Raw genomic sequence first — 19,470 nt, 5'->3', positions numbered from 1 at the left:
GTGGTCCCTCCTTACTTGAAGCCGATGGATTCCAGATATTCACGGTTCTTTCGGGCATCGCCCACCGGATCCGGATCAAGCGTTGGGTCACAGTCTTGTTCGACCGTGCACCAACCTTCAAAACCTGCGTCCAACAGCACCTGACGCACAGCGGGGAAGTCTACGTCGCCTTCACCCAGATTGCAGAAGATCCCCTGCCCGCACGCGTCATAGAACCCGGTGCGTTTCTCGATCACATCGGCTTTCACCTTCGGGTCGATGTCCTTGAAATGCATATAGGAAATCCGCCCGACATGGCGCTTCATGAACGCCACGGGATCAAACCCGGCATAGGAGTGGTGGCCGGTGTCAAAGCAGATCTTCAGAAGGTTTTCGTCGACCTCGTTCAGCAGACGCTCAAGCTCCGGCTCGAAATCCATAAAGCCCGCAGCGTGCGCGTGGATGCCAACGGTCAGACCATATTCTTCGGCCCCGATCCGGGCGCTTTCCGCGATCCGGTCGCGATAGGCCACCCACTCGGCCTTGTTCATCTGCTCGGCTTCAGTAGCGCGACCAGCAGTCGGAGCGCGACGGGGCGAGATCGAGTCGATCAGCACAAGATGCTGTGCGCCATGTGCCTTCAACGCACGCGCCGTGCGGTGCGTCGCGTCCAACACGTCGTCCCATGCGTCAGGGTCGTGATAGGCACGGAACACAACGCCACCGATCAATTCCAGATCGTGTTCGGCCAAAGCCTCGCCCAACTCTGCCGGGTCTTCGGGCATGAAGCCAACAGGGCCCAATTCGATGCCCTTATAGCCCGCCTCGGCACAGTCCTTCAGGACGGATCGCCAGGTCGGGTTGCGTGGATCATCCGCAAATTCAACACCCCAGGAACAGGGTGCATTGCCAATTCTGATGCTCATCTTTTAGTGTCTCCGATGCTCAGAAGTCGTTGATATCTTTCCAGGATTGACTGTCGGACGAGGCAAGCCCCGCCGCAATCACCCGGTTTACTTCATGCCCGTCGCGGAAGGTGGGCCACACATCCGCGCCGGTTTCGATGGCCCGCAGGAAGTCTCGTGCCTCGATAATGATTTGGTCCTGATACCCGGTGCCATGCCCCGGCCCCTGACAGAAAGGCTCATAGTCAGGATGGGCGGGGCCGGTCAGGATCTTGCGAAAGCCACGCTCGGGCTCGGGATCGTCCATCCGGTACAACCACAGCGCATTCTGATCTTCCTGATCAAAGCGGATCGCGCCTTTGGTGCCGGTGATTTCATAAGCATAGCCCATCTTGCGCCCGGTCGCGATGCGGCTGAAATACATCTGCCCCATCGCGCCGTTTTCAAAACGGCACATCATCTGGGCGTGATCGTCATTGGTGACGCGCCCGCCCGGCCTGTCACTGTGAACGGTTTCAACCTCGGCGATCACCTTGGCAATCGGCCCCAACAAGGCCAGCGCCGCGTTCACCATGTGGGGCGCAAGGTCCCCCATCGTCCCGTTTGCCATCCCGCTGGTGCGCCAGCTGGCCGGGGTCTGCGGGTCGGCATAGAAGTCTTCCGTGTGCTCACCACGAAACCACGTGATGTCCCCGATTTCTCCGGCTGCGATCAGGGCGCGCGCGTATTGGCTAGCTGGGGTGCGGATATAGTTGAACCCAACCATGTTCGTCACACCCGAAGCCTCGGCTGCGGCGACCATGGCCGCACTGTCGTCGAGCGATGCCCCCAAGGGCTTTTCGCAGAAAACTGGTTTACCCAAAGCAAAGGCGGCCTCGGCGATTTGACGGTGAGTTTCTTGTGGAGTGGCGATGACAATCGCGCCGACCGCGTCATCCTCAACCAAGGCGCGCCAGTCGTCGGTTGCGCGGGCGAATCCATAGGCCGCTCGGTAGCGCTCGGCGCTTTCCGGGGACGACGCGCAGACCATTTCCAAGCGCGGGCGCAACGCGGTTCCGAACACCGCGCCAACAGCAGACATGGCCACCGCATGGGCCTTACCCATATAACCGCCACCAAGGATGCCAATGCCGATCTGAGTCACGTGGATGCCCCTTTCGTTTGAAAACAATTTGCAACCGGTTGCAAAAACTGTATCCTGAGAATCGAAACCCCGCAAGCCGCATTCGGCACCGCACTGTTTTTTCCCGTGGGAGATACGCTGACATGTCTGCGCAAGACGACACCATCCGCCTGACGACCGCTCAGGCGATTATTCGCTGGCTTTCCAACCAGTTCATTGAGATCGACGGAGAAGAAATGCGCCTGTGTGGCGGTGGCTTCGGCATCTTCGGACATGGTAATGTAACCTGTCTGGGTGAAGCCCTGAACACCGTACGCGATGAGCTGCCGCTGTATCGCGGGCAGAATGAACAAAGCATGGGATTCGCAGCCGCAGGCTATGCCAAAGCATGGCTGCGTCAGCGCTTCATGTTCTGCACGGCAAGCGCCGGTCCCGGCACCGCGAACCTTCTGACAGCGGCCGGTTTGGCCCATGCCAACCGCCTGCCTATGCTGCTTCTATGTGGCGACACGTTCCTGACCCGCCTGCCCGACCCGGTGTTGCAGCAGATGGAGAATTTCTATGATCCCACCTTCGGCGTGAACGACGCGTTCAAACCGGTCAGCCGCTATTGGGATCGCATCACCCACCCGGCGCAGGTGATCCAGTCCCTGCCCGCTGCGATTGCGACTTTGCTGGACCCTGCCGATTGTGGCCCGGCCTTCCTTGGCCTTCCGCAGGATGTGCAGGGCTGGACCTATGACTATCCGGTCAAGTTCTTCGACAAGAAGGTGCATCGCATTCGCCGCCAGTCTCCGGACGCAGCCGAGATCGCCGATGCGATCACTGCCCTTGCCAGCGCCGAGCGCCCCATGATCATCGCGGGTGGCGGCGTGCAATACTCGCGCGCTGTAGACGAGCTGACGGCATTTGCCGAAACCCATAACATCCCCGTGGTCGAGACTATTGCTGGACGCGCTAATATGCTGGCTGATCATCGGCTAAACATCGGCCCGATTGGCGTGACCGGATCCGACAGCGCCAACGCGATTGCCGAGAAAGCAGACGTGATCGTCGCCGTCGGCACCCGCCTGCAGGACTTCACCACCGGATCGTGGACCGCCTTTGACAAGGATGCGCAGTTCATCTCGATCAACGCGGCGCGGCATGACGCGGGCAAGCACATGTCCCTACCCGTCGTAGGCGACGCAAAGCTGAGCCTTGCAGCCCTGAATGCGGCGAGCGACTATAGCGCCCCCGCTGATTGGGTGGCATTCGCGCAGGCCGAGCGGAAAAGCTGGGACGATTACGTCGCTGACAACGTCTCTTATGGGAACCGTCCAAATTCCTACGCACAGGCCATCGGTGTGGTGAACGCATTGTGCGACAAGCGCGACCGTGTGGTCGCTGCCGCAGGTGGTCTGCCTGCCGAGGTAACCGCCAACTGGCGCACGCTGGACATTGGCACCGTTGACGTCGAATTCGGCTTCTCTTGCATGGGCTACGAGATCGCTGGTGCCTGGGGCGCCCGTATCGCGCAGGCTCAGATGGAACCCGAACAGGACGTAATCACCTTCTGCGGCGACGGCTCGTATATGATGCTGAACTCGGACATCTATTCCAGCGTCCTGTCAGACAAGAAGATGATCATTATGGTGCTGGACAATGGTGGCTTCGCCGTCATCAACAAGCTTCAGAACAACACCGGGAATGAAAGCTTCAACAACCTGCTTGAAGACTGCCCCACCATTCCACAGCCCTTTGGCGTCGACTTCGTGGCGCATGCGGCCAGCATGGGAGCGACGGCCGAGAAGGTATCCAACCCCGCTGAATTGGGCGAGGCGTTCAAACGCGCCAAGGCGTCCGAAAAAACCTATGTGATCGTGATGGATGTGGACCCCTACGAAGGCTGGACCACGGAAGGTCACGCCTGGTGGGAAGTCGGCACCCCACATATTACCGAAGATGACAGCGTGCGCGCGGCGCATATCGACTGGGAAGCCAGCCGTTCCAAGCAACGTCGAGGCGTGTGATGGCGTTGATCGAAGGTATCAAGGGCAATCGTTTTGCGGTCTTCGGGCGTGCGGGCATGGATATGTTCGCTGACCCGATTGGCACCAAAAGCGAAGACGCGGCCACGTTCCGCGCTGATCTGGGCGGCTCGTCTGCCAACATCTGCGCGGGGCTTGTGAAGCTGGGGGCGAAAGCGGCACTGGTGACGTCCGTCTCAGACGACGCAGTGGGGCGCTTCTGCGTGAACCGCCTAAAGGACTACGGCGTTGATACGCGATACGTCCGCGCTGTCGGTGGCGAGGCCCGCACATCGCTGGCGGTCTATGAAAGCTGCATCGACGATTTCCAGAACGTTATCTATCGCAACGGCGCTGCCGACTTCCAAGTCACCGAATCGGATATGGATGCGGTCGACTACTTTGCCTTTACGGCACTGATCACCGCAGGCACCGTCTTTGCCGCCGAACCCTCGCGCTCGGCCACTTTCCGGGCGTTTGACAATGCCCGAAAGGCGGGGCTGCCGGTGATCTTCGACATCGACTATCGCCCCTATAGCTGGCCCTCGCCCGAGGTCGCGGCAGATGTCCTGTCGCGCGCAGGCGAAGCAAGTGATCTGATCGTCGGCAATGACGAGGAATTCGGCTTCATGGCGGGCGGCATCGACAAAGGGCTCGACAAAGCGCGTGCGCTGGCCGCCGAAGGGCGCATGGTGGTCTACAAGATGGGCCACGAAGGCGCGATCACTTTGGTCGGCGGTCAAGAGATCCGCACTGGAATTTATCCCGTCACCGCCGTCAAACCCAATGGCGCTGGAGACAGCTTCATGGCGGGGCTGCTGGCCTCAATCGCCGCGGGGCATTCGTTGCGCGACGCTGTCCTGCGCGGCTCGGCCTGTGCATCCATCGTCGTCTCGAAACCCGGCTGCGCCAACGCCATGCCCACAACCGCCGAGCTTGAGGCCTTTCTGGCCTCGCACCCCGGCCCAACGGAATGAAAGGAGAGCCCAATGCACATTGCGCCTCATGACAACCAGAACAAACCCATCGTTGATGCGGATAACGCACTGGTCCCGCTGAACTATTTCAACATCGTCAAGCTAAAGAAGGGCGAGGTCTTCGAATACGCCGTGCCCGGCTATGAGACCTGCGTGGTGCCCGCCACCGGCACAGTTGATGTGGATGTTGACGGGGCCTTCTATCCGGACCTTGGCAACCGCACCGAAGACGTCTGGGATGGCGAGCCCGAGGGTGTCTATGTGCCGGTCGGCGCGAAGGTGCGTATCACCTGTAAAACCGACGCGACCGAGACCTTCATCGCCGGTGCGAAATACGACAAGGTGCTAGAGCCCTTCGATGTGCGCGAGGCCGAACTGGACGTCGTGCAGTACGGATCGGACGACACCAAGACCCACCGCAAGATCAAGCATATCCTTGGCGCGAACCACCATGACCGCGTCGGCCGTCTTCTGGTCAGCGAGCTTTACACCGTAGGCGAAGGCGGCTGGTCCGGTTTCCCGTCGCACAAGCACGACACCGACCGTCCCGACCCCAATGGCGGGATGATCGAAACCCGCCATGACGAGACTTACAACTTCCGCTTCAAGCCGGACTACGGCTCGGGCGTGCAGATGTTGCAACGTGAAGACAACAAGCCGGGCGACGCCTATCACATCATGGATGGCTCGACGATCCTTTTGGACAAAGGCTATCACCCTTGCGCGGTTCTGCCGGGTTACCAGATGTACTATTTCACCATTCTGGGCGGTCTCAGCCAGCGCTCGCTGAAGCAGTACTTCCAGCCGACACATGAAGCGCAGCTGCAGACCATTCCCGGCATCATGGACATGGTGGCGAAGTTCAAATGACCCTTGTGACACTGAAAGATGTCCTTCAACCTGCGCTGAAGGAAGGCTACGCCGTGGCCGGTCTGGTCACGCTGGGCTGGGAAGAAATGCGCGCCTATGTGGCGGCGGCCGAGGCCGAGGGTGTCTCGGTCATCCTGCAAGCAGGTCCGTCCTGCCGCGAGCACACGCCCCTGCCCGTGCTGGGCAAGATGTTTCGCCATTTGGCCGAGGCTGCGGCGGTTCCGGTCGTGGCGCATCTGGACCACGGGTACACGTTCGATGAATGCCGCGAGGCGATCGACAGCGGGTTTACCTCGGTAATGTTCGACGGGTCGCGCAAGCCGCTTCAGCAGAACATCGACGAAACCGCCGCGATTGCCGAAATGGCCCATGCGGCGGGCGTGTCCTGCGAGGGCGAGATCGGCTTCGTCGGCTATTCTGGCGGCGAAGGGTCAGCCGGCACCGACCCGGAAGAAGCCGCTGCCTTTGCCCGCGACAGCGGCGTGGATGCGATGGCGATCTCAGTCGGGAACGTACATTTGCAACAGGACAAGGAAGGCGGTCTGGACATCGACCGCATCCGCGCGATCGAGGCTGTGACAGAGGTACCGTTGGTGATCCATGGTGGATCCGGCGTGCCGGTCGACCAGCGCACCGCCCTCGCCCGCGGATCAAAAATCTGTAAATTCAATATCGGAACCGAGCTGCGCATGGCCTTCGGACATGCCCTGCGCGACGCTGTCAATGCCGACCCAGCGCGGTTTGACCGCGTGCAAATCCTGAAAGAAACCCACGACCCGGTGATGGCAGCAACCCGCCGGGTACTACAAGCGTTCAAAGGAGCCTAAGATGACACGGATCGGACTTCTGGGCTGTGGCCGGATTGGCCAGGTACACGCTCGCTCGATTAGCCAGATCGACGACACCTCGGTGACCGCCGTGGCGGATGCATTCGCCGACCCGGCGCAAGCCTTGGCGGACCGCACCGGGGCCAAGGTGCTGGAGCCACTGGCCCTGATCGAAAGCGCGGACGTGGACGCGGTGGTGATTGGTACCCCGACGGACACGCATTATGACCTGATCCATGCTGCCGCCCGCGCGGGTAAGGCCATCTTCTGTGAAAAGCCCGTGGACCTGTCGTCAGATCGCATCCGCGACTGCATGAAGGTTGTGGAAGACGCAGGCGTGCCGTTCCTGACCGCCTTCAACCGGCGCTTCGACCCAAACTTTGCGGACCTGCAAGCCCGTCTGCGCCAAGGACAGATTGGCGAGGTCGAGATCGTGACAATCCAGTCGCGCGACCCCTCTCCGCCCCCGGTCAGCTATATTGAAAGCTCTGGCGGGCTGTTTCGCGACATGATGATCCACGATCTGGATATGGCGCGGTTCCTGCTGGGCGAGGAACTGGTGCGTGTATACGCCGTCGGATCGTCACTTGTGGACCCCGAGATCGGCAAGGCCGGTGACGTCGACACCGCCGCCGTCACACTGACGACCGCCAGTGGCAAGATCTGCCAGATCACCAACTCGCGCCGCGCCAGCTATGGCTATGATCAGCGGATCGAAGTGCACGGGTCAGGTGGCATGCTGCGTGCGGACAACGTGCATGAGACCACAGTGGAAATGGCAACCGCATCGGGCTTTACGCGCGCCCCGGCGCAGCATTTCTTCCTAGAACGCTATGAAGCCGCCTATCGGGCCGAGATGCGCCATTTCATCGACGCGATCGCGACGGGGAACACGCCCTCTCCGAACTTGTTCGACGGGTTGCAGGCCCAACTTCTGGCCGACGCCGCCGCGCAATCGCTCGCCGAAGGCGCACCCGTCGATCTGCGCTAACTCAAATGGCTGAAGGCAACGCCTATGCCTTCAGCCAACCAGCCCGGGAATATTGTACGGCGTGATGATCTGCACGTCGCTCAACTGGGACATCTCCGCCGGTGGAAATAGCCCGTGACGCGCCGAGATTGCGCGAAAGGCTTGGCGCATGTCGTGAAGCAGGTCATGGTGCAACACAAACCCAATGTCGCCTTGCTTGAGCAACGAAAGGTTATCCGCATCAAGATCATGGGCGATGAAATGCCCCGGCGCGAGCCCGGTGTCTTTGAGTGCATCAAGGATCGCGCGGTTGCCGCCGCCCATGGAATAGACCGCGTCCACGGAAGTCATCTGCTCCAATCCGGCGACGAAGCGACGCTTTGTCTTGGTGGTCAGCCCTGCCCCTCCGGAAATCTCCAGAACTTCGTAGCTTGGGCACAAGGCCAAAAACTGCTTTCGAAAGCTCCGGAATCTCTCTGCTTCACCCTGAAAGGCTTCCTGACTGCGCGACGTCAGGACCGTTCCGGTGGGCTCCTTCAGCAGGTTAGCCAACAGATAAGCGGCGGTGAACCCGGCTTTGGCATTGTCGATCCCTACATAAGCCGTGCGTTCTGACTGCGGAATATCGGTCACCAGTGTGACGACCGGAATGCCAGCTGCCTCTAGCTCATTCACGGCTTCTGCAATTGCCTCAACATCCCGTGCCTTCAGCAGAACCCCCTGGCTCCCGCGTTTTTTTATGCGCGCAAGGGCGGCGATAATCTCGTCTTCCGCCATGACCTCTTGCAACAGGAACCGCGGGCGATACACGGCCTCGGTCAAATCTGGCAATGCCGCCTCGCAAGCGGCACGCACCTGACGGCTGAACCGTTGGGGGGCCTCGACAACCACGTCGACAAACATCCGCCGTCCGCGCGCCGAAAGCTGACGCTCTTGCGCCTCCAACTCGGCCACGGCAGCTTCGACCCGCGCACGGGTCTGGGGGCTGACATGCGCGCGATTGTTCAGCACACGATCTACCGTGGCGGTTCCAAGCCCGGCCTGTCGGGCGATTTCCTTGATGGGAAAGCGATGTGTCATTTGATGGTTTATTGATGTGTTTTCGACCGCAATCAAGTCCCGGACGCCTGTATTTTACCTATGACGAACAGGAGGACCCCGATGAACACCGCAATACCGACCAAAACTGGTTTCTATTCCGCAGAGGCCTGCAACTTAGATGAGTTCGCAGCCCTGACCGCGCGTGCACTTTCTTCGGATCAAGTACCTCTCGCGAAAACGATCGTGAAGAACATCCCGATCTACGACATCCCTGCCCTGACCGAGCACCTGTCGAACCCAAACTTACGGCGCTCCCTGATGGCCGAGTGGGCGACCATCCTGCAGTCTGGCGCAGGCGTGTTCGTGCTGAAGCAGGCACAACCCAATCACGCTGCAATCGACGCCGCTTCGGCGGCCTATGAACAGATCATCAGGGACGAGAAGGCACAAAGCGGAGAGGCGGCCGACCATTTTGCCCCCGCAGGCAGCAACGACCGGATCTGGAACTCGCTACAGAAGCTTTGCTTTGCAGCGCCAGAGGTCTTTGTCCGCTATTTCGCTGCCCCGGCCATCGACGCCGCTGCCGAGGCGTGGCTTGGGCCGAATTATCAAATGACAGCGCAAATCAACCTTGTCCGCCCCGGCGGCCAAGCTCAGCAGGCCCATCGCGACTATCACCTTGGGTTCCAAACCGCCGAGGTCAGCGCCACCTACCCGGCCCATGTGCATGATCTTTCGCCTTTGATGACGCTACAGGGCGGGATCGCCCATTGCGACATTCCCATCGAAAGCGGGCCAACAAAACTGCTTCCGTTCTCACAGCTTTACAAGCCGGGCTACGCCGCGTGGCGCCGCGAGGACTTCCGCGCCCATTTTGAAGAACATCACGTCCAACTGCCCTTGGAAAAAGGCGACGCGATCTTCTTCAACCCCGCGCTATTCCACGCAGCGGGCGAAAACTACAGCTCCGACGTGCACCGGATGGTCAATCTACTCCAAGTTTCGTCCGCCTTTGGGCGCGCGATGGAAAGCGTGGACCGGTTGGGCATGTGCAAAAAACTATTTGGCGCACTTTCCGCGATTTGGCGTGACGGGCAGATGTCCGAGGCTGAACTGGACGCGGTGATTGCGGCGTCGGCCGAAGGGTATTCGTTCCCGACGAACCTCGACACGGATCCTCCGATTGGGGGACTGGCACCAGAAACGCAGGCTGCATTGGTTAGAAGATCTGTCCTTGAGCAGGAAACCCAAGAACAGACTAACGAGCTTCTCGTCGCACAGTGGGATCGTAGACACGCATAATTGCAGCATTATGGCGCGCCTGAACAAAGGGGGGAAACGCCTGTTCGCCGCCATCGCTTATGTTGACGCGCAGAACGGCTTCGGGGCGGTGATACGCACCCCCTATATGGCGCAGATCAAACGAATCCCAGAGCAGGATTCATGGCGATTGATCGGCCTCAAGTTTCTGAACTGAGATTGCATGAGACAGGGGCGCCAATTTCGGGCGCCCCTGTTTGGTTCCAACTTGATTGCAGCGTCACCGCCGCCGCCGGATCCGTGACACGATCGCGGCCTCGAAAAAGAAAGGCCTCTGGATGGGCGGCGTGGCACCACTGGGTTATGACCCTCACCCGGATCCGAACAGGCGCGAACTGGTGGTTAACGAGGACGAAGCCAAAACGGTCCGGCAGATCTTCGATCTCTATGAAGAGCTGGGCTGCCTAAATGCGGTCACGCGACAGAGCGCGAAGGACGGGCTCCTCTTCAAACGCCATGTATTCTCGACCGGGCGTGTTCAGGGGGGACGGCCCTTCAGCCGGGGTCAAATCTATCATCTGCTCTGCAACCCGACCTACCTCGGCCAGATCCGGCACAAGGACAAAACCTATCCCGGACAGCACCCGGCCATCATCACCAAGGACCAGTGGGATCGGGTGCAATGCAAACTGGAAGCGACCGCTATGCGACGGCGGGGTAAGGCAGGCACGGCCCGCGCGCAAACGCTCAATGACCATGCGCCGTTGCTTGGGAAATTGCGAGATGAGACAGGTGATCTGCTGACGCCCTCTCACACGCAGAAAGGCAATACCCGGCATCGCTACTATGTCTCCAATCGATTGGTCACAGGAAAGCCGGATCGCTCCGGCTGGCGACTGCCAGCCAAGGCTCTGGAGCAGGCGGTGGTGAAAGCCGTCATTGATCACCTGGCGATCGCGGCTCAACGGCACGAGGTAGTGGCGGCGGCAGATGTGGCTGGATCGCTTGCGGCAACAGAGGCTGTCAAAGAGTTGATTACGCGGGATGAGGCTGTAGGGATCAAACATGCCGCCCCGCTCATTCGGTCCGGCACTCTAGGAAACGGGCAACTGCGCATCACGCTGTCTGCGGATCAGCTTTCCGATGCACTGGGACGCAACCCAGACGATTTGCATGCGAGCCTTCTCGACGACTCTGCCCCCTTTAACATCCGGCGATGTGGCGCCGAGATGAAGATCATCGCCGGAGAGCGAGAACCCACACCAGACAAAACCCTGCTCCAGGCGTTACGCAATGCCCACGCTTGGGTTGGCGAGATAAAAACCGGCACGTCCATCCGCGCGGTGGCCACCAAGGCTTCCATGTCAGAAAGCTACGTCGCCCGTATCCTACCTCTGGCCTTCCTGTCCCCCCGACTCCAATATGCCATTCTGAATGACACCCAACCCATAGAGCTCACTCTCGAAACCCTCGTGTGCACCACGCTTCCCCTGGACTGGTCTGCCCAGGAACGCCTGCTCGGATTCGCCTGAATTCCCCTCTCCCTGATACCGCGCCAGGTTTCCTGATCCTTGCCTGCATATACCCTGATACCGAATTCCGATTCCCTGTTCCGGCGTTTAGGGAAATCGACGGCTAACCCATTGTTATCCCCGCAGTTAAATTGCCATCATCAGCACCAAACCAACGATTACTGGCAAAATTCCCTGTAAATCACCCCTTATCAGGGAAACTCCTATCCAAACCCCACCGCCACAATTGGGCCTTTGAGACTTCTGAGAATGAACAGGGGAATTCCGACTGACGGTGAGTCTCAGTGCAAAACACGAGCCCACAACCGCCTGAATTGACGGCTGCAATCCAAACCAATTCTGCAGGGAAACCTGAGACAGGGGTGGGTGGCGGAGACGAAGGGATTCGAACCCTCGAGACGGTTTCCCGCCTACTCCCTTAGCAGGGGAGCGCCTTCGACCACTCGGCCACGTCTCCGTCGACCCGTTTAGCTATGTCGCCGCGCAGGGGCAAGGGTCAAAAGCGCTTTTTAAGTCGGTTTTCCTCGCGCCTGCTTCACCACGCCAAGCTCCCCTTGCTTGACCTGCCCCCCTTGGAACGCTTTTCTAACGATACCGCCCAACGCGAACAGGGCAAATTTTAACGAAGTTACCGATTGCGAGGGCGCCATGACCGCTGAATTTATGCTGATTACATTCACACTGTTTCTGGCCGGGGTGATTGCGGTGCCCATCGCGTCACGCTTCGGTTTGGGATCGGTGCTGGGCTATCTTGTGGCCGGCATCGCGATCAGTCCGATCCTGCATTGGGCAGGTGCAGACGTCATTGCGCTTCAGCATTTTGCCGAGTTCGGCGTGGTGATGATGCTGTTCATTGTCGGGCTCGAGATGAACCCGAAATCCCTGTGGGAGATGCGCAGCCGCATTTTCGTACTGGGCGGGCTTCAGGTCGGGATCACGACCGGTGCCGTGCTGGCGGTGTGTCTGGCCTTCGGACTGCCGATGACGGTCGGATTGGCGATCGGGCTGGTGCTGGCGCTCTCCTCGACCGCGATTGTGAACCAGACCCTGCGCGAAAAGGGGCTTTTGCGCTCGGACGGGGGTCAGGCGAGCTTCTCGGTCCTGTTGATGCAGGACATCGCGGTGATTCCTATGCTGGCGCTAATTCCGTTGCTGGCGATGCCAGAACTGGCGGACACACTGGCGCACGGAGCAGGACATGATGATGGACATGGCGGCGGGTTGAACCTGAGCCTTGTCGACGGGCTGAACGGCTGGCAAACGGCGCTGGTGACGCTGGCGGCAATCGCTGGCGTGGTCTTCATCGGCACTTATCTGACCACGCCGATTTTCCGGTTCGTCGCCAAGGCGCGCCTGCGCGAGCTGTTTGTCACCACCGCCCTGATGATGGTCCTTGGCATCGCCCTTCTGATGACGCTGGTTGGCCTTTCGCCCGCGCTGGGCACCTTCCTTGCGGGGGTCGTCATGGCTGGCAGCGAATATCGGCACGAGCTGGAAAGTGACATTGATCCCTTCAAGGGCATCTTTCTGGGCGTGTTCTTCATCACCGTGGGCGCCGGGATCAACTTCGGCCTACTGGGCAGCAACTTCGGTCTGATCATCGGACTGACCCTTGGTCTGATCCTGCTGAAATCCGCGATCCTGTTGGTGCTGGGGCGAGCCTTCAATCTACAAGGTGGCGACAAATGGTTGTTTGGCCTTGGCTTGGCACAGGCAGGCGAGTTTGGCTTCGTCCTCCTGTCCTTCACCGTCGCCAATGCGGTGATCCCGCAAGACATCGCAGACCTTCTTCTGTTGGTCGTCGCGCTGTCGATGCTGCTGACCCCTGCCCTGTTCATCCTATATGACCGCGTCATCGCTCCGAAATACAGCGCGCAAGAAGAGCGCGAGGCGGACGAGATCGCGGGCGAGGCCCCCATCATCATCGCTGGTCACGGCCGGTTCGGCGGCATCGTGAACCGCGCGCTTCGTGGGGCGGGCTATGACACGACCGTGCTGGATTACTCGTCCGAGCAGCTGGAAATGCTGCGCCGCTTCCACATCAGCGTCCATTTCGGAGACGCCACCCGCCCCGACCTTCTGCATGCCGCGGGCATTGACGAGGCAAAGGTGTTGGTCATCGCCATTGACGACAAAGAGGCGATCACCCAGTTGGTCCGCTATATGGTCGAACATCATCCGCATGTGCATCTGGTCGCCCGTGCCATCGACCGCAATCACGTCTATGACCTGTGGTCCGTCGGCTGCCGCGACATCATCCGCGAGACCTATGACAGCTCGATCCGAGCCAGCCGCTCGGTCTTCGAGGCGCTGGGGCATAGCCGCGCGCAGGCCGAAAAGCTGTTGGAAGAGTTCGAGGACGCCGACCGCGAGGCGATGCTGGATCTGGCCGGGCTTTACGACATCAACATCCCACCGTTGGAAAACGAGGCCTATATGGCGCGCGTCGACGAGATGATGGAGGAATGGCAAGAACAGCTGCGCGGACGGATGCAGGACGTCAAAGCGGACCAACCCGCCGAATAACGCGGAAAAGGTGCCTTTTCGGCGCGCGCATTCTTAAAACATTGGGTTTCGACACCTATACAAACGCTTCTGTACCCGATACACGGCGCCCTTAACCTAGGACAAGGCGCAGGCAGTGGGTGTGCGCCAGCCGGGACATACAAAGAACCTTACTCGTGAAACAAACCATCGCAGATGCGCTTGCCCGCAAGGGCTATGACACTTTGACCCCTGTTCAGCAGGCGGTTACCAACCCGGATCTGGACGGGCGTGACCTTCTGGTATCGGCCCAAACCGGATCGGGTAAGACGATTGGGTTCGGGCTGGCCATCGCGCCGACGATCCTTGGGGACGACGACACGTTCGGTGCCTCTGGTGCGCCGCTTGCGCTGGTCATCGCGCCCACGCGCGAGCTGGCAATGCAGGTGAAGCGAGAACTCGGTTGGCTTTACAAAGATGCAGGCGCCTTTCTGGCATCCTGCGTGGGCGGCATGGATATGCGCGACGAACGTCGTGCCTTGGCCCGCGGTGCACATGTTGTCGTTGCCACGCCGGGCCGTCTGCGCGATCACATCATGCGCGGGTCCATCGACCTGACCCAGATCCGCGCCGTGGTGCTGGACGAAGCGGACGAAATGCTGGATCTGGGCTTCCGCGAAGATCTGGAGTTCATTCTGGAAGAGACGCCGGAAGACCGCCAGACGCTGCTGTTCTCGGCCACCGTACCCGCCGCCATCACCAAGCTTGCCAAAAGCTATCAGCGCGACGCGGAACGTGTGTCGACCGTAGGCGAAAAGAAACAGCACAGCGACATCGAATACCGCGCGATGACGGTGTCCCCCCGCGATGGCGAAAACGCGATCATCAACGTGCTGCGCTATTACGAAGCGCCGAACTCCATCGTGTTCTGCAACACCCGCGCGATGGTGTCGCGCCTGACGGCACGCTTGTCGAACCGGGGATTCTCGGTCGTGGCCCTGTCGGGCGAACTGACCCAAAGCGAACGCTCTAACGCGCTTCAGGCAATGCGCGATGGGCGCGCGCGGGTCTGCGTGGCGACCGATGTGGCCGCGCGCGGCATTGACCTGCCCAATCTGGACCTCGTGGTCCATGCCGAACTGCCCAGCAGCCATGAAACGCTTCTGCACCGCTCGGGCCGGACGGGTCGGGCTGGACGTAAGGGCGTCAGTGCGCTGGTCGTTGTGCCGTCGTCGCGCAAAAAGGCCGAACGCATTCTGAAGTTCGCCAAGCTGAACGCAGAATGGGGCCCTGCGCCTTCTGCTGACGCCGTGAACAGCCGCGACGAAGAGCGCATGCTGGCCTCGGACGACTGGACGGTCGAAATCATGGACAGCGAACAGAGCGCTGTGGCCCAGCTGGTCGAAAACTTCTCGCCCGAGCAACTGGCCGCTGCCTATCTGCGGCAATACAAAACGCGCCACTCGGCCCCTGAGGAGCTGCAGGAATTCACCGACCAGAAGCGCAAGCCCAAAGCGCCGTTTGGCCCCAGCGTGTGGTTCTCCGTCTCGGAAGGGCGCAACCAACACGCCTCGCCGCGCTTCCTGCTGCCGATGATCTGCAAGGCGGGCGACATCACCAAGGACGATATCGGCGCGATCCGCATCGCGGACGATCAAAGCTTTATCGAAATCCGCGAGCAAGCCGTGGACGGGTTCGTCGCGGCGATTGGCCCTAACATGCGGGTTGAGAAGACCAAAGAGATCGTCCGGCTGGACGGTGCCCCCGACGTGCCCGACTTCAAGCGCCCCAAACGTGACCGTGACTTTTCTGGAAAACCGCGTCACCGCAAAGGGAACACGCCTCCGATCGACTGGAACGACGATCCCGCGCCCAAGCCGCGCAAACCCAAACCCGAAGACCGCAAGCCGCGTCACAAAGGGCCGAAGAAACGCGAATTGGATGAGGGCGCACACGGCGCATTGGCGCCGCGTAAATCGTCTGACACCAAGAACAAGGGCAAACCCAAGAAGGCCTCTGGTGGCTTTGACGGTGGCAAACCCAAACACCGCAAAGACGGACCCAAGGGACCGCCCCCGCCGAAGGGCAAACCCAGCAGCAAGAAAAACCGCGCCCGTGCGGCGGCCAAGGCAGCGGGCGGAAATGATACGCCGAAACGGCGGAAGTGATTGGATCGGTGCAGGCTGGGCGGTGCTAGAACTGTTCCAGCCGGCACTGCCCTAACAGCGCTTCGGTCACGGCCTGTTCACACAGGGCCGTGCCCTCGGTACTGACGGTCGCGGCGGCGGCGGCGACGCCCCACTGCAAGGCATGCTCGGGTGGATCGCCCCGGGACAGCGACAGCGTGAAGGACCCGACCAGTGCGTCCCCGGCACCGACTTTGCTGCGCTCGGGCACTTTGGGCGCGCGGCAAAAGAACCTCTGGCCGTCCGCTACCATGCACGATCCCGCGGCGCCATGCCCTGCCACGACGATCTTTGCGACACCCCGGCGCACGAGCTCTTCCGAGAAATACAGATTGTCCGAGATCGATTTTAGCGTTCTGCCGAACGCCTTCTCGATTTCGCTGCGATCCAGCCGCAACACGTCGACAGGGGCGTGCGGGTTGTCGATCATGTGCTGAAGCGGCGTCTTGGACGTGTCGACGATCAGACGCGTGTCGTGGCGTTGCGCAACCTTCTGCACCTCTTGCACAAAATCATCGGCAAGCCCTGCCGCCATTCCCCCACTTAGAACAACAATTCCGTGCGTCGGCACCTCGGGCGCGATCTGGTCAAGCAGCATTTGCCCCTCAACCGCATGCAACAGCGCGCCGGGCAGCGAAAACCGATACTGCTTTTGCGCTTCCTCGTCCATGACCGCCAGACTGTACCCGGTTTCCCCGGTGATCCGACTGGCAATGACCGGGACGCCTTCTTTCGCGAGCAGCTCTAACAGCAGATCCCCCATGGATCCGCCGACCGCCACGAATGCCTTCGCGCTCCCGCCCAGTTTCAGGATCGTCCGTGCCACATTCACGCCGCCCCCACCGGGATCAATCCGCGGAGCGCTACAATACAGTTTCGCACCCGGAGTTACGCGTTCCGTCGAGGTCGCGTAATCAACGGCGGGCTTCAGCGTGATGGTCAAGATTTCGCAGGGCGTCGTCATTCTGGTATTCACCGACATAAGATTGGGCGCAATTGATAGCCTATAACAACTACGCCCTAAGTTCTCGCAAGAATAGTAAACTTACTCGGAATCAGTCCGTCTTCGCTGATCGACATGAAGCTCTGCCGGTCGCCGAAGACGGGATTTGCGCACCTGAAATCGCGACTTCTGCGGCGGGGCAAACGGCGCGTTGTCGGCGCTCGCAAAGGATGTATCCCCGTCGATCTGCAACGTCGTTTTGTCGTCGGTCACGTGGACATCCACGATATGCAAGCTCGTCTCGATCCCGGTCAGGAAGAACTGGCGGGCCAGCGGATTGATGAAATGCGCCTCGATCCGGTTGGCGATGCCGCGACCTCCGTAGAAATAGTCCTGCGTGCACACCTGTTTGAGCTTGGAATAGCCGACATCGCTGAGCGTGATCTTCACGCCATGCTCTTGTTCAACGGTGTTTTGCACCCGCTCCAGAATTGCATCGAAAATCGCCGCCATCCCGGTGGGTTTCAGGAAATCAAAAGCCACCACATTCTGACCAATCCGGTTCAAAAGCTCGGGGCGTTTCAGGTCATTCCGGAAGTGCTCTTCGACGGCCTTCGTGATCTTCATAGACAGTTGCGCATAGGTGTCTGACGGCAGGACATTCATGCCCATATTGGTCGCCCGCGACCCTTCCACCATGCCGATATTCGAGGTGAAGATGATCAGCGCCTCGGAAAAATAGGCGGTGGATCCGCGCGCGTCTGCAAGGCGTCCTTCGTCAAGGATCTGCAGGAACAGGTCTAGGACGCGGGGGTGGGCTTTCTCGACCTCGTCGAACAGAAACACGCTGAAGGGGCGCCGGTTCGCGGCATTGATCAGCTGCCCGCCCTTTTCGTGATCATGGTGCCCGGGCGGCGCGCCGATCAGCCGCGCGACCGAGCTTTCTTCCATGAATTCAGACATATCAAAGCGGTGACAGGCGGCTTCGTCGCCGAACAGAAGCTCGGTGATCGCTTTGGCAAGCTCGGTTTTGCCCACGCCCGTGGGACCAACCAAAAACAGTGCGCCCCGGGGACGCGTGTGCATCGACCCGGACTGCGCGCCGGACAGACCAAGGATGGAGCGCGCCAGAATATCGAGCGTCCGCTCCAGCGCATGCGGTTGCCCCTTGATGCGACGCCCTAAAATCTCGTTCGCGCGCTTCATCCGCTCGCGCAACACAGGCGAGGCCCAGGGGTTCCGTCTGGCACCCGTTCTGAACACCCTGACGGCGTCCGAGATGTGAGACAGGTTGAACCCTTCTTCCTTGGCGACCATGCCGATGCACTGCATCGCACGAAGCGGACCCCCGTCACATTCAAACGCAAACTGCTGGAGCAATCTTTCCTGATCAGGCGTCGGGTCTGCATCGATCCACCCCATGTCTTCGGCAAGGTGCCGACCGAAAAAGTAGCGGTCTTCGAGATTGGGAAGCTCAAGCTGAACTTCGCGGACTGACGCATTTTGCAACACAAACCAGTCGGGCAAATCCGCAAGGTGATCGGCCACCCAAATGGTCGGATTGGGACGCCCCGTACCAGCCTGCCTGCGCGCGCGCGACTTCTGGTCGATGGCCACCATGCAATCATCATACGCCACCGCGTCATGGGTGCGAAAATGCGAGGCATAGTCCAGCATCAGCGCAATCGGGAACGCGTCGAAATCCGCGACCGCCGCGTGGATGTCCCGAATGTCATCTGGCTGCGCATCCGGTTTATCCTGAAAGAGATCCATTTCCTTCACTGCGTCGGCGTCCGCGTCCGACGACGTCTTATGGATCGTCAGCCCGGCGACGGGATCGTAATGCAAAAGCGCCCGAAAACCCTGAGATCGCAGCAAATCCCATAACGTTTCTTCGAAATCAGGGAACGGATCCCCCTGTCCGGTGAACGACGGATAGAGGTCACGGATATTGCCCGACAGGATAATGTGATCCGCATAGGTCACCGCCGAGCTGAACTCCTCGTACCATGACGGAAGGTCGTGATGTGTGGCCAGTGCCTGCGTTGTGTCCGCCCCGTGTCGTGTCATATGCCCCCCTCAAACTCGCACCCTTACAATCCCAAGGATCTCAGTAAAAATGGACGTTAAGATGGCCCAATTTTGATCTTCTCGGAATTCGGCGGGCAGAATCCGGTACGCGTTTAAGCACCCTGCGCATCCTGTCCTGCTTAACGCCGTCAGCACGTTCACAAGCAGAGTGCGCCAATTCTGACGATCTTCAAGCTGACAAAATGTCCGCATGCCCCATGGTAAAGTGCAAAAGCTTACGAAAAGTGGAATTCTTAGACAGAAAACGTCAAGTATATGCCGTTCTTTCGCTTG

General features: G+C 60.0%; 15 protein-coding genes and 1 tRNA gene. 10 read left to right on the top strand and 6 right to left on the bottom strand.

Annotated features, from left to right (window positions below; genetic code table 11):
• Positions 1 to 11 precede the first annotated feature (11 nt).
• Together Q0677_RS12555 and Q0677_RS12550 are read right to left on the bottom strand one after the other, a co-directional pair.
• Positions 12 to 905 carry a TIM barrel protein gene (locus Q0677_RS12555; RefSeq protein ID WP_298910275.1) on the bottom strand — a complete coding sequence of 298 codons (894 nt, stop codon included), beginning with the start codon at positions 903 to 905 and terminating at the stop codon, positions 12 to 14.
• 19 nt (positions 906 to 924) lie between these two features.
• Complete coding sequence (locus tag Q0677_RS12550; RefSeq protein WP_298910274.1) at positions 925 to 2,028, bottom strand: Gfo/Idh/MocA family oxidoreductase; 1,104 nt, start codon at positions 2,026 to 2,028, stop codon at positions 925 to 927.
• 122 nt (positions 2,029 to 2,150) lie between these two features.
• Between Q0677_RS12550 and iolD the strand changes: the two genes are divergently transcribed.
• The 5 genes from iolD to iolG are packed head-to-tail and all read left to right on the top strand — an operon-like array spanning position 2,151 to position 7,681.
• Entirely contained in the window at positions 2,151 to 4,019 is a 1,869-nt protein-coding gene (gene iolD, locus Q0677_RS12545; protein WP_298910272.1) for a 3D-(3,5/4)-trihydroxycyclohexane-1,2-dione acylhydrolase (decyclizing), read from the top strand.
• Positions 4,019 to 4,993, top strand: a complete 975-nt coding sequence (gene iolC / locus Q0677_RS12540) for a 5-dehydro-2-deoxygluconokinase (protein ID WP_298910270.1) — start codon at positions 4,019 to 4,021, stop codon at positions 4,991 to 4,993. The genes iolD and iolC overlap by 1 nt, the downstream gene beginning before the upstream one ends.
• Positions 4,994 to 5,005: 12 nt before the next feature.
• Positions 5,006 to 5,863 carry a 5-deoxy-glucuronate isomerase gene (locus Q0677_RS12535; RefSeq protein WP_298910268.1) on the top strand — a complete coding sequence of 286 codons (858 nt, stop codon included), beginning with the start codon at positions 5,006 to 5,008 and terminating at the stop codon, positions 5,861 to 5,863.
• On the top strand, positions 5,860 to 6,690 hold the full coding sequence (locus tag Q0677_RS12530) for a class II fructose-bisphosphate aldolase (protein ID WP_298910266.1): 831 nt from the start codon (positions 5,860 to 5,862) through the stop codon (positions 6,688 to 6,690). The genes Q0677_RS12535 and Q0677_RS12530 overlap by 4 nt, the downstream gene beginning before the upstream one ends.
• Position 6,691: 1 nt before the next feature.
• A complete protein-coding gene (gene iolG, locus Q0677_RS12525; RefSeq protein WP_298910264.1) occupies positions 6,692 to 7,681 on the top strand; it encodes an inositol 2-dehydrogenase in 990 nt (329 codons plus the stop codon).
• Between the two features lie 30 nt (positions 7,682 to 7,711).
• On the opposite strand, the gene Q0677_RS12520 is transcribed toward iolG, so the two are convergent.
• The gene (locus tag Q0677_RS12520; protein WP_298910262.1) at positions 7,712 to 8,740 is read right to left on the bottom strand and encodes a LacI family DNA-binding transcriptional regulator; all 1,029 of its coding nucleotides are present in this window, start codon (positions 8,738 to 8,740) and stop codon (positions 7,712 to 7,714) included.
• Positions 8,741 to 8,821: 81 nt separating this feature from the next.
• On the opposite strand from Q0677_RS12520, the gene Q0677_RS12515 reads away from it, so the two are divergent.
• The 3 genes from Q0677_RS12515 to Q0677_RS12505 are packed head-to-tail and all read left to right on the top strand — an operon-like array spanning position 8,822 to position 11,493.
• Positions 8,822 to 10,003, top strand: coding sequence for a phytanoyl-CoA dioxygenase family protein (locus tag Q0677_RS12515; RefSeq protein ID WP_298910260.1), 1,182 nt, complete (start codon positions 8,822 to 8,824; stop codon positions 10,001 to 10,003).
• 10 nt (positions 10,004 to 10,013) lie between these two features.
• Positions 10,014 to 10,178, top strand: coding sequence for a hypothetical protein (locus tag Q0677_RS12510; RefSeq protein ID WP_298910258.1), 165 nt, complete (start codon positions 10,014 to 10,016; stop codon positions 10,176 to 10,178).
• A 55-nt stretch (positions 10,179 to 10,233) separates the two neighbouring features.
• A complete protein-coding gene (locus tag Q0677_RS12505; protein WP_298910257.1) occupies positions 10,234 to 11,493 on the top strand; it encodes a recombinase family protein in 1,260 nt (419 codons plus the stop codon).
• Positions 11,494 to 11,860: 367 nt separating this feature from the next.
• Here Q0677_RS12505 and Q0677_RS12500 read toward each other — a convergent pair.
• Positions 11,861 to 11,950: transfer RNA gene (locus Q0677_RS12500), tRNA-Ser, on the bottom strand.
• A 191-nt stretch (positions 11,951 to 12,141) separates the two neighbouring features.
• Here Q0677_RS12500 and Q0677_RS12495 point away from each other — a divergent pair.
• Positions 12,142 to 14,019, top strand: coding sequence for a cation:proton antiporter (locus Q0677_RS12495; RefSeq protein WP_298910255.1), 1,878 nt, complete (start codon positions 12,142 to 12,144; stop codon positions 14,017 to 14,019).
• Between the two features lie 155 nt (positions 14,020 to 14,174).
• Positions 14,175 to 16,145, top strand: a complete 1,971-nt coding sequence (locus Q0677_RS12490) for a DEAD/DEAH box helicase (protein WP_298910252.1) — start codon at positions 14,175 to 14,177, stop codon at positions 16,143 to 16,145.
• Positions 16,146 to 16,170: 25 nt separating this feature from the next.
• Here Q0677_RS12490 and Q0677_RS12485 read toward each other — a convergent pair whose 3' ends face one another.
• Both Q0677_RS12485 and Q0677_RS12480 read right to left on the bottom strand, forming a co-directional pair.
• Positions 16,171 to 17,127, bottom strand: coding sequence for a hexose kinase (locus tag Q0677_RS12485; RefSeq protein WP_298910249.1), 957 nt, complete (start codon positions 17,125 to 17,127; stop codon positions 16,171 to 16,173).
• Positions 17,128 to 17,208: 81 nt separating this feature from the next.
• Positions 17,209 to 19,176 (bottom strand): AAA family ATPase, encoded by a 1,968-nt coding sequence (locus Q0677_RS12480; RefSeq protein WP_298910248.1) that lies wholly within the window; start codon positions 19,174 to 19,176, stop codon positions 17,209 to 17,211.
• Positions 19,177 to 19,470 lie beyond the last annotated feature (294 nt).

The sequence above is a fragment of the uncultured Aliiroseovarius sp. genome (assembly GCF_947492455.1).
Lineage (GTDB): Bacteria > Pseudomonadota > Alphaproteobacteria > Rhodobacterales > Rhodobacteraceae > Aliiroseovarius.
The sequence above is the reverse complement of the archived record's forward strand: the minus strand, read 5'-3'. Positions and strand labels throughout refer to the sequence as shown.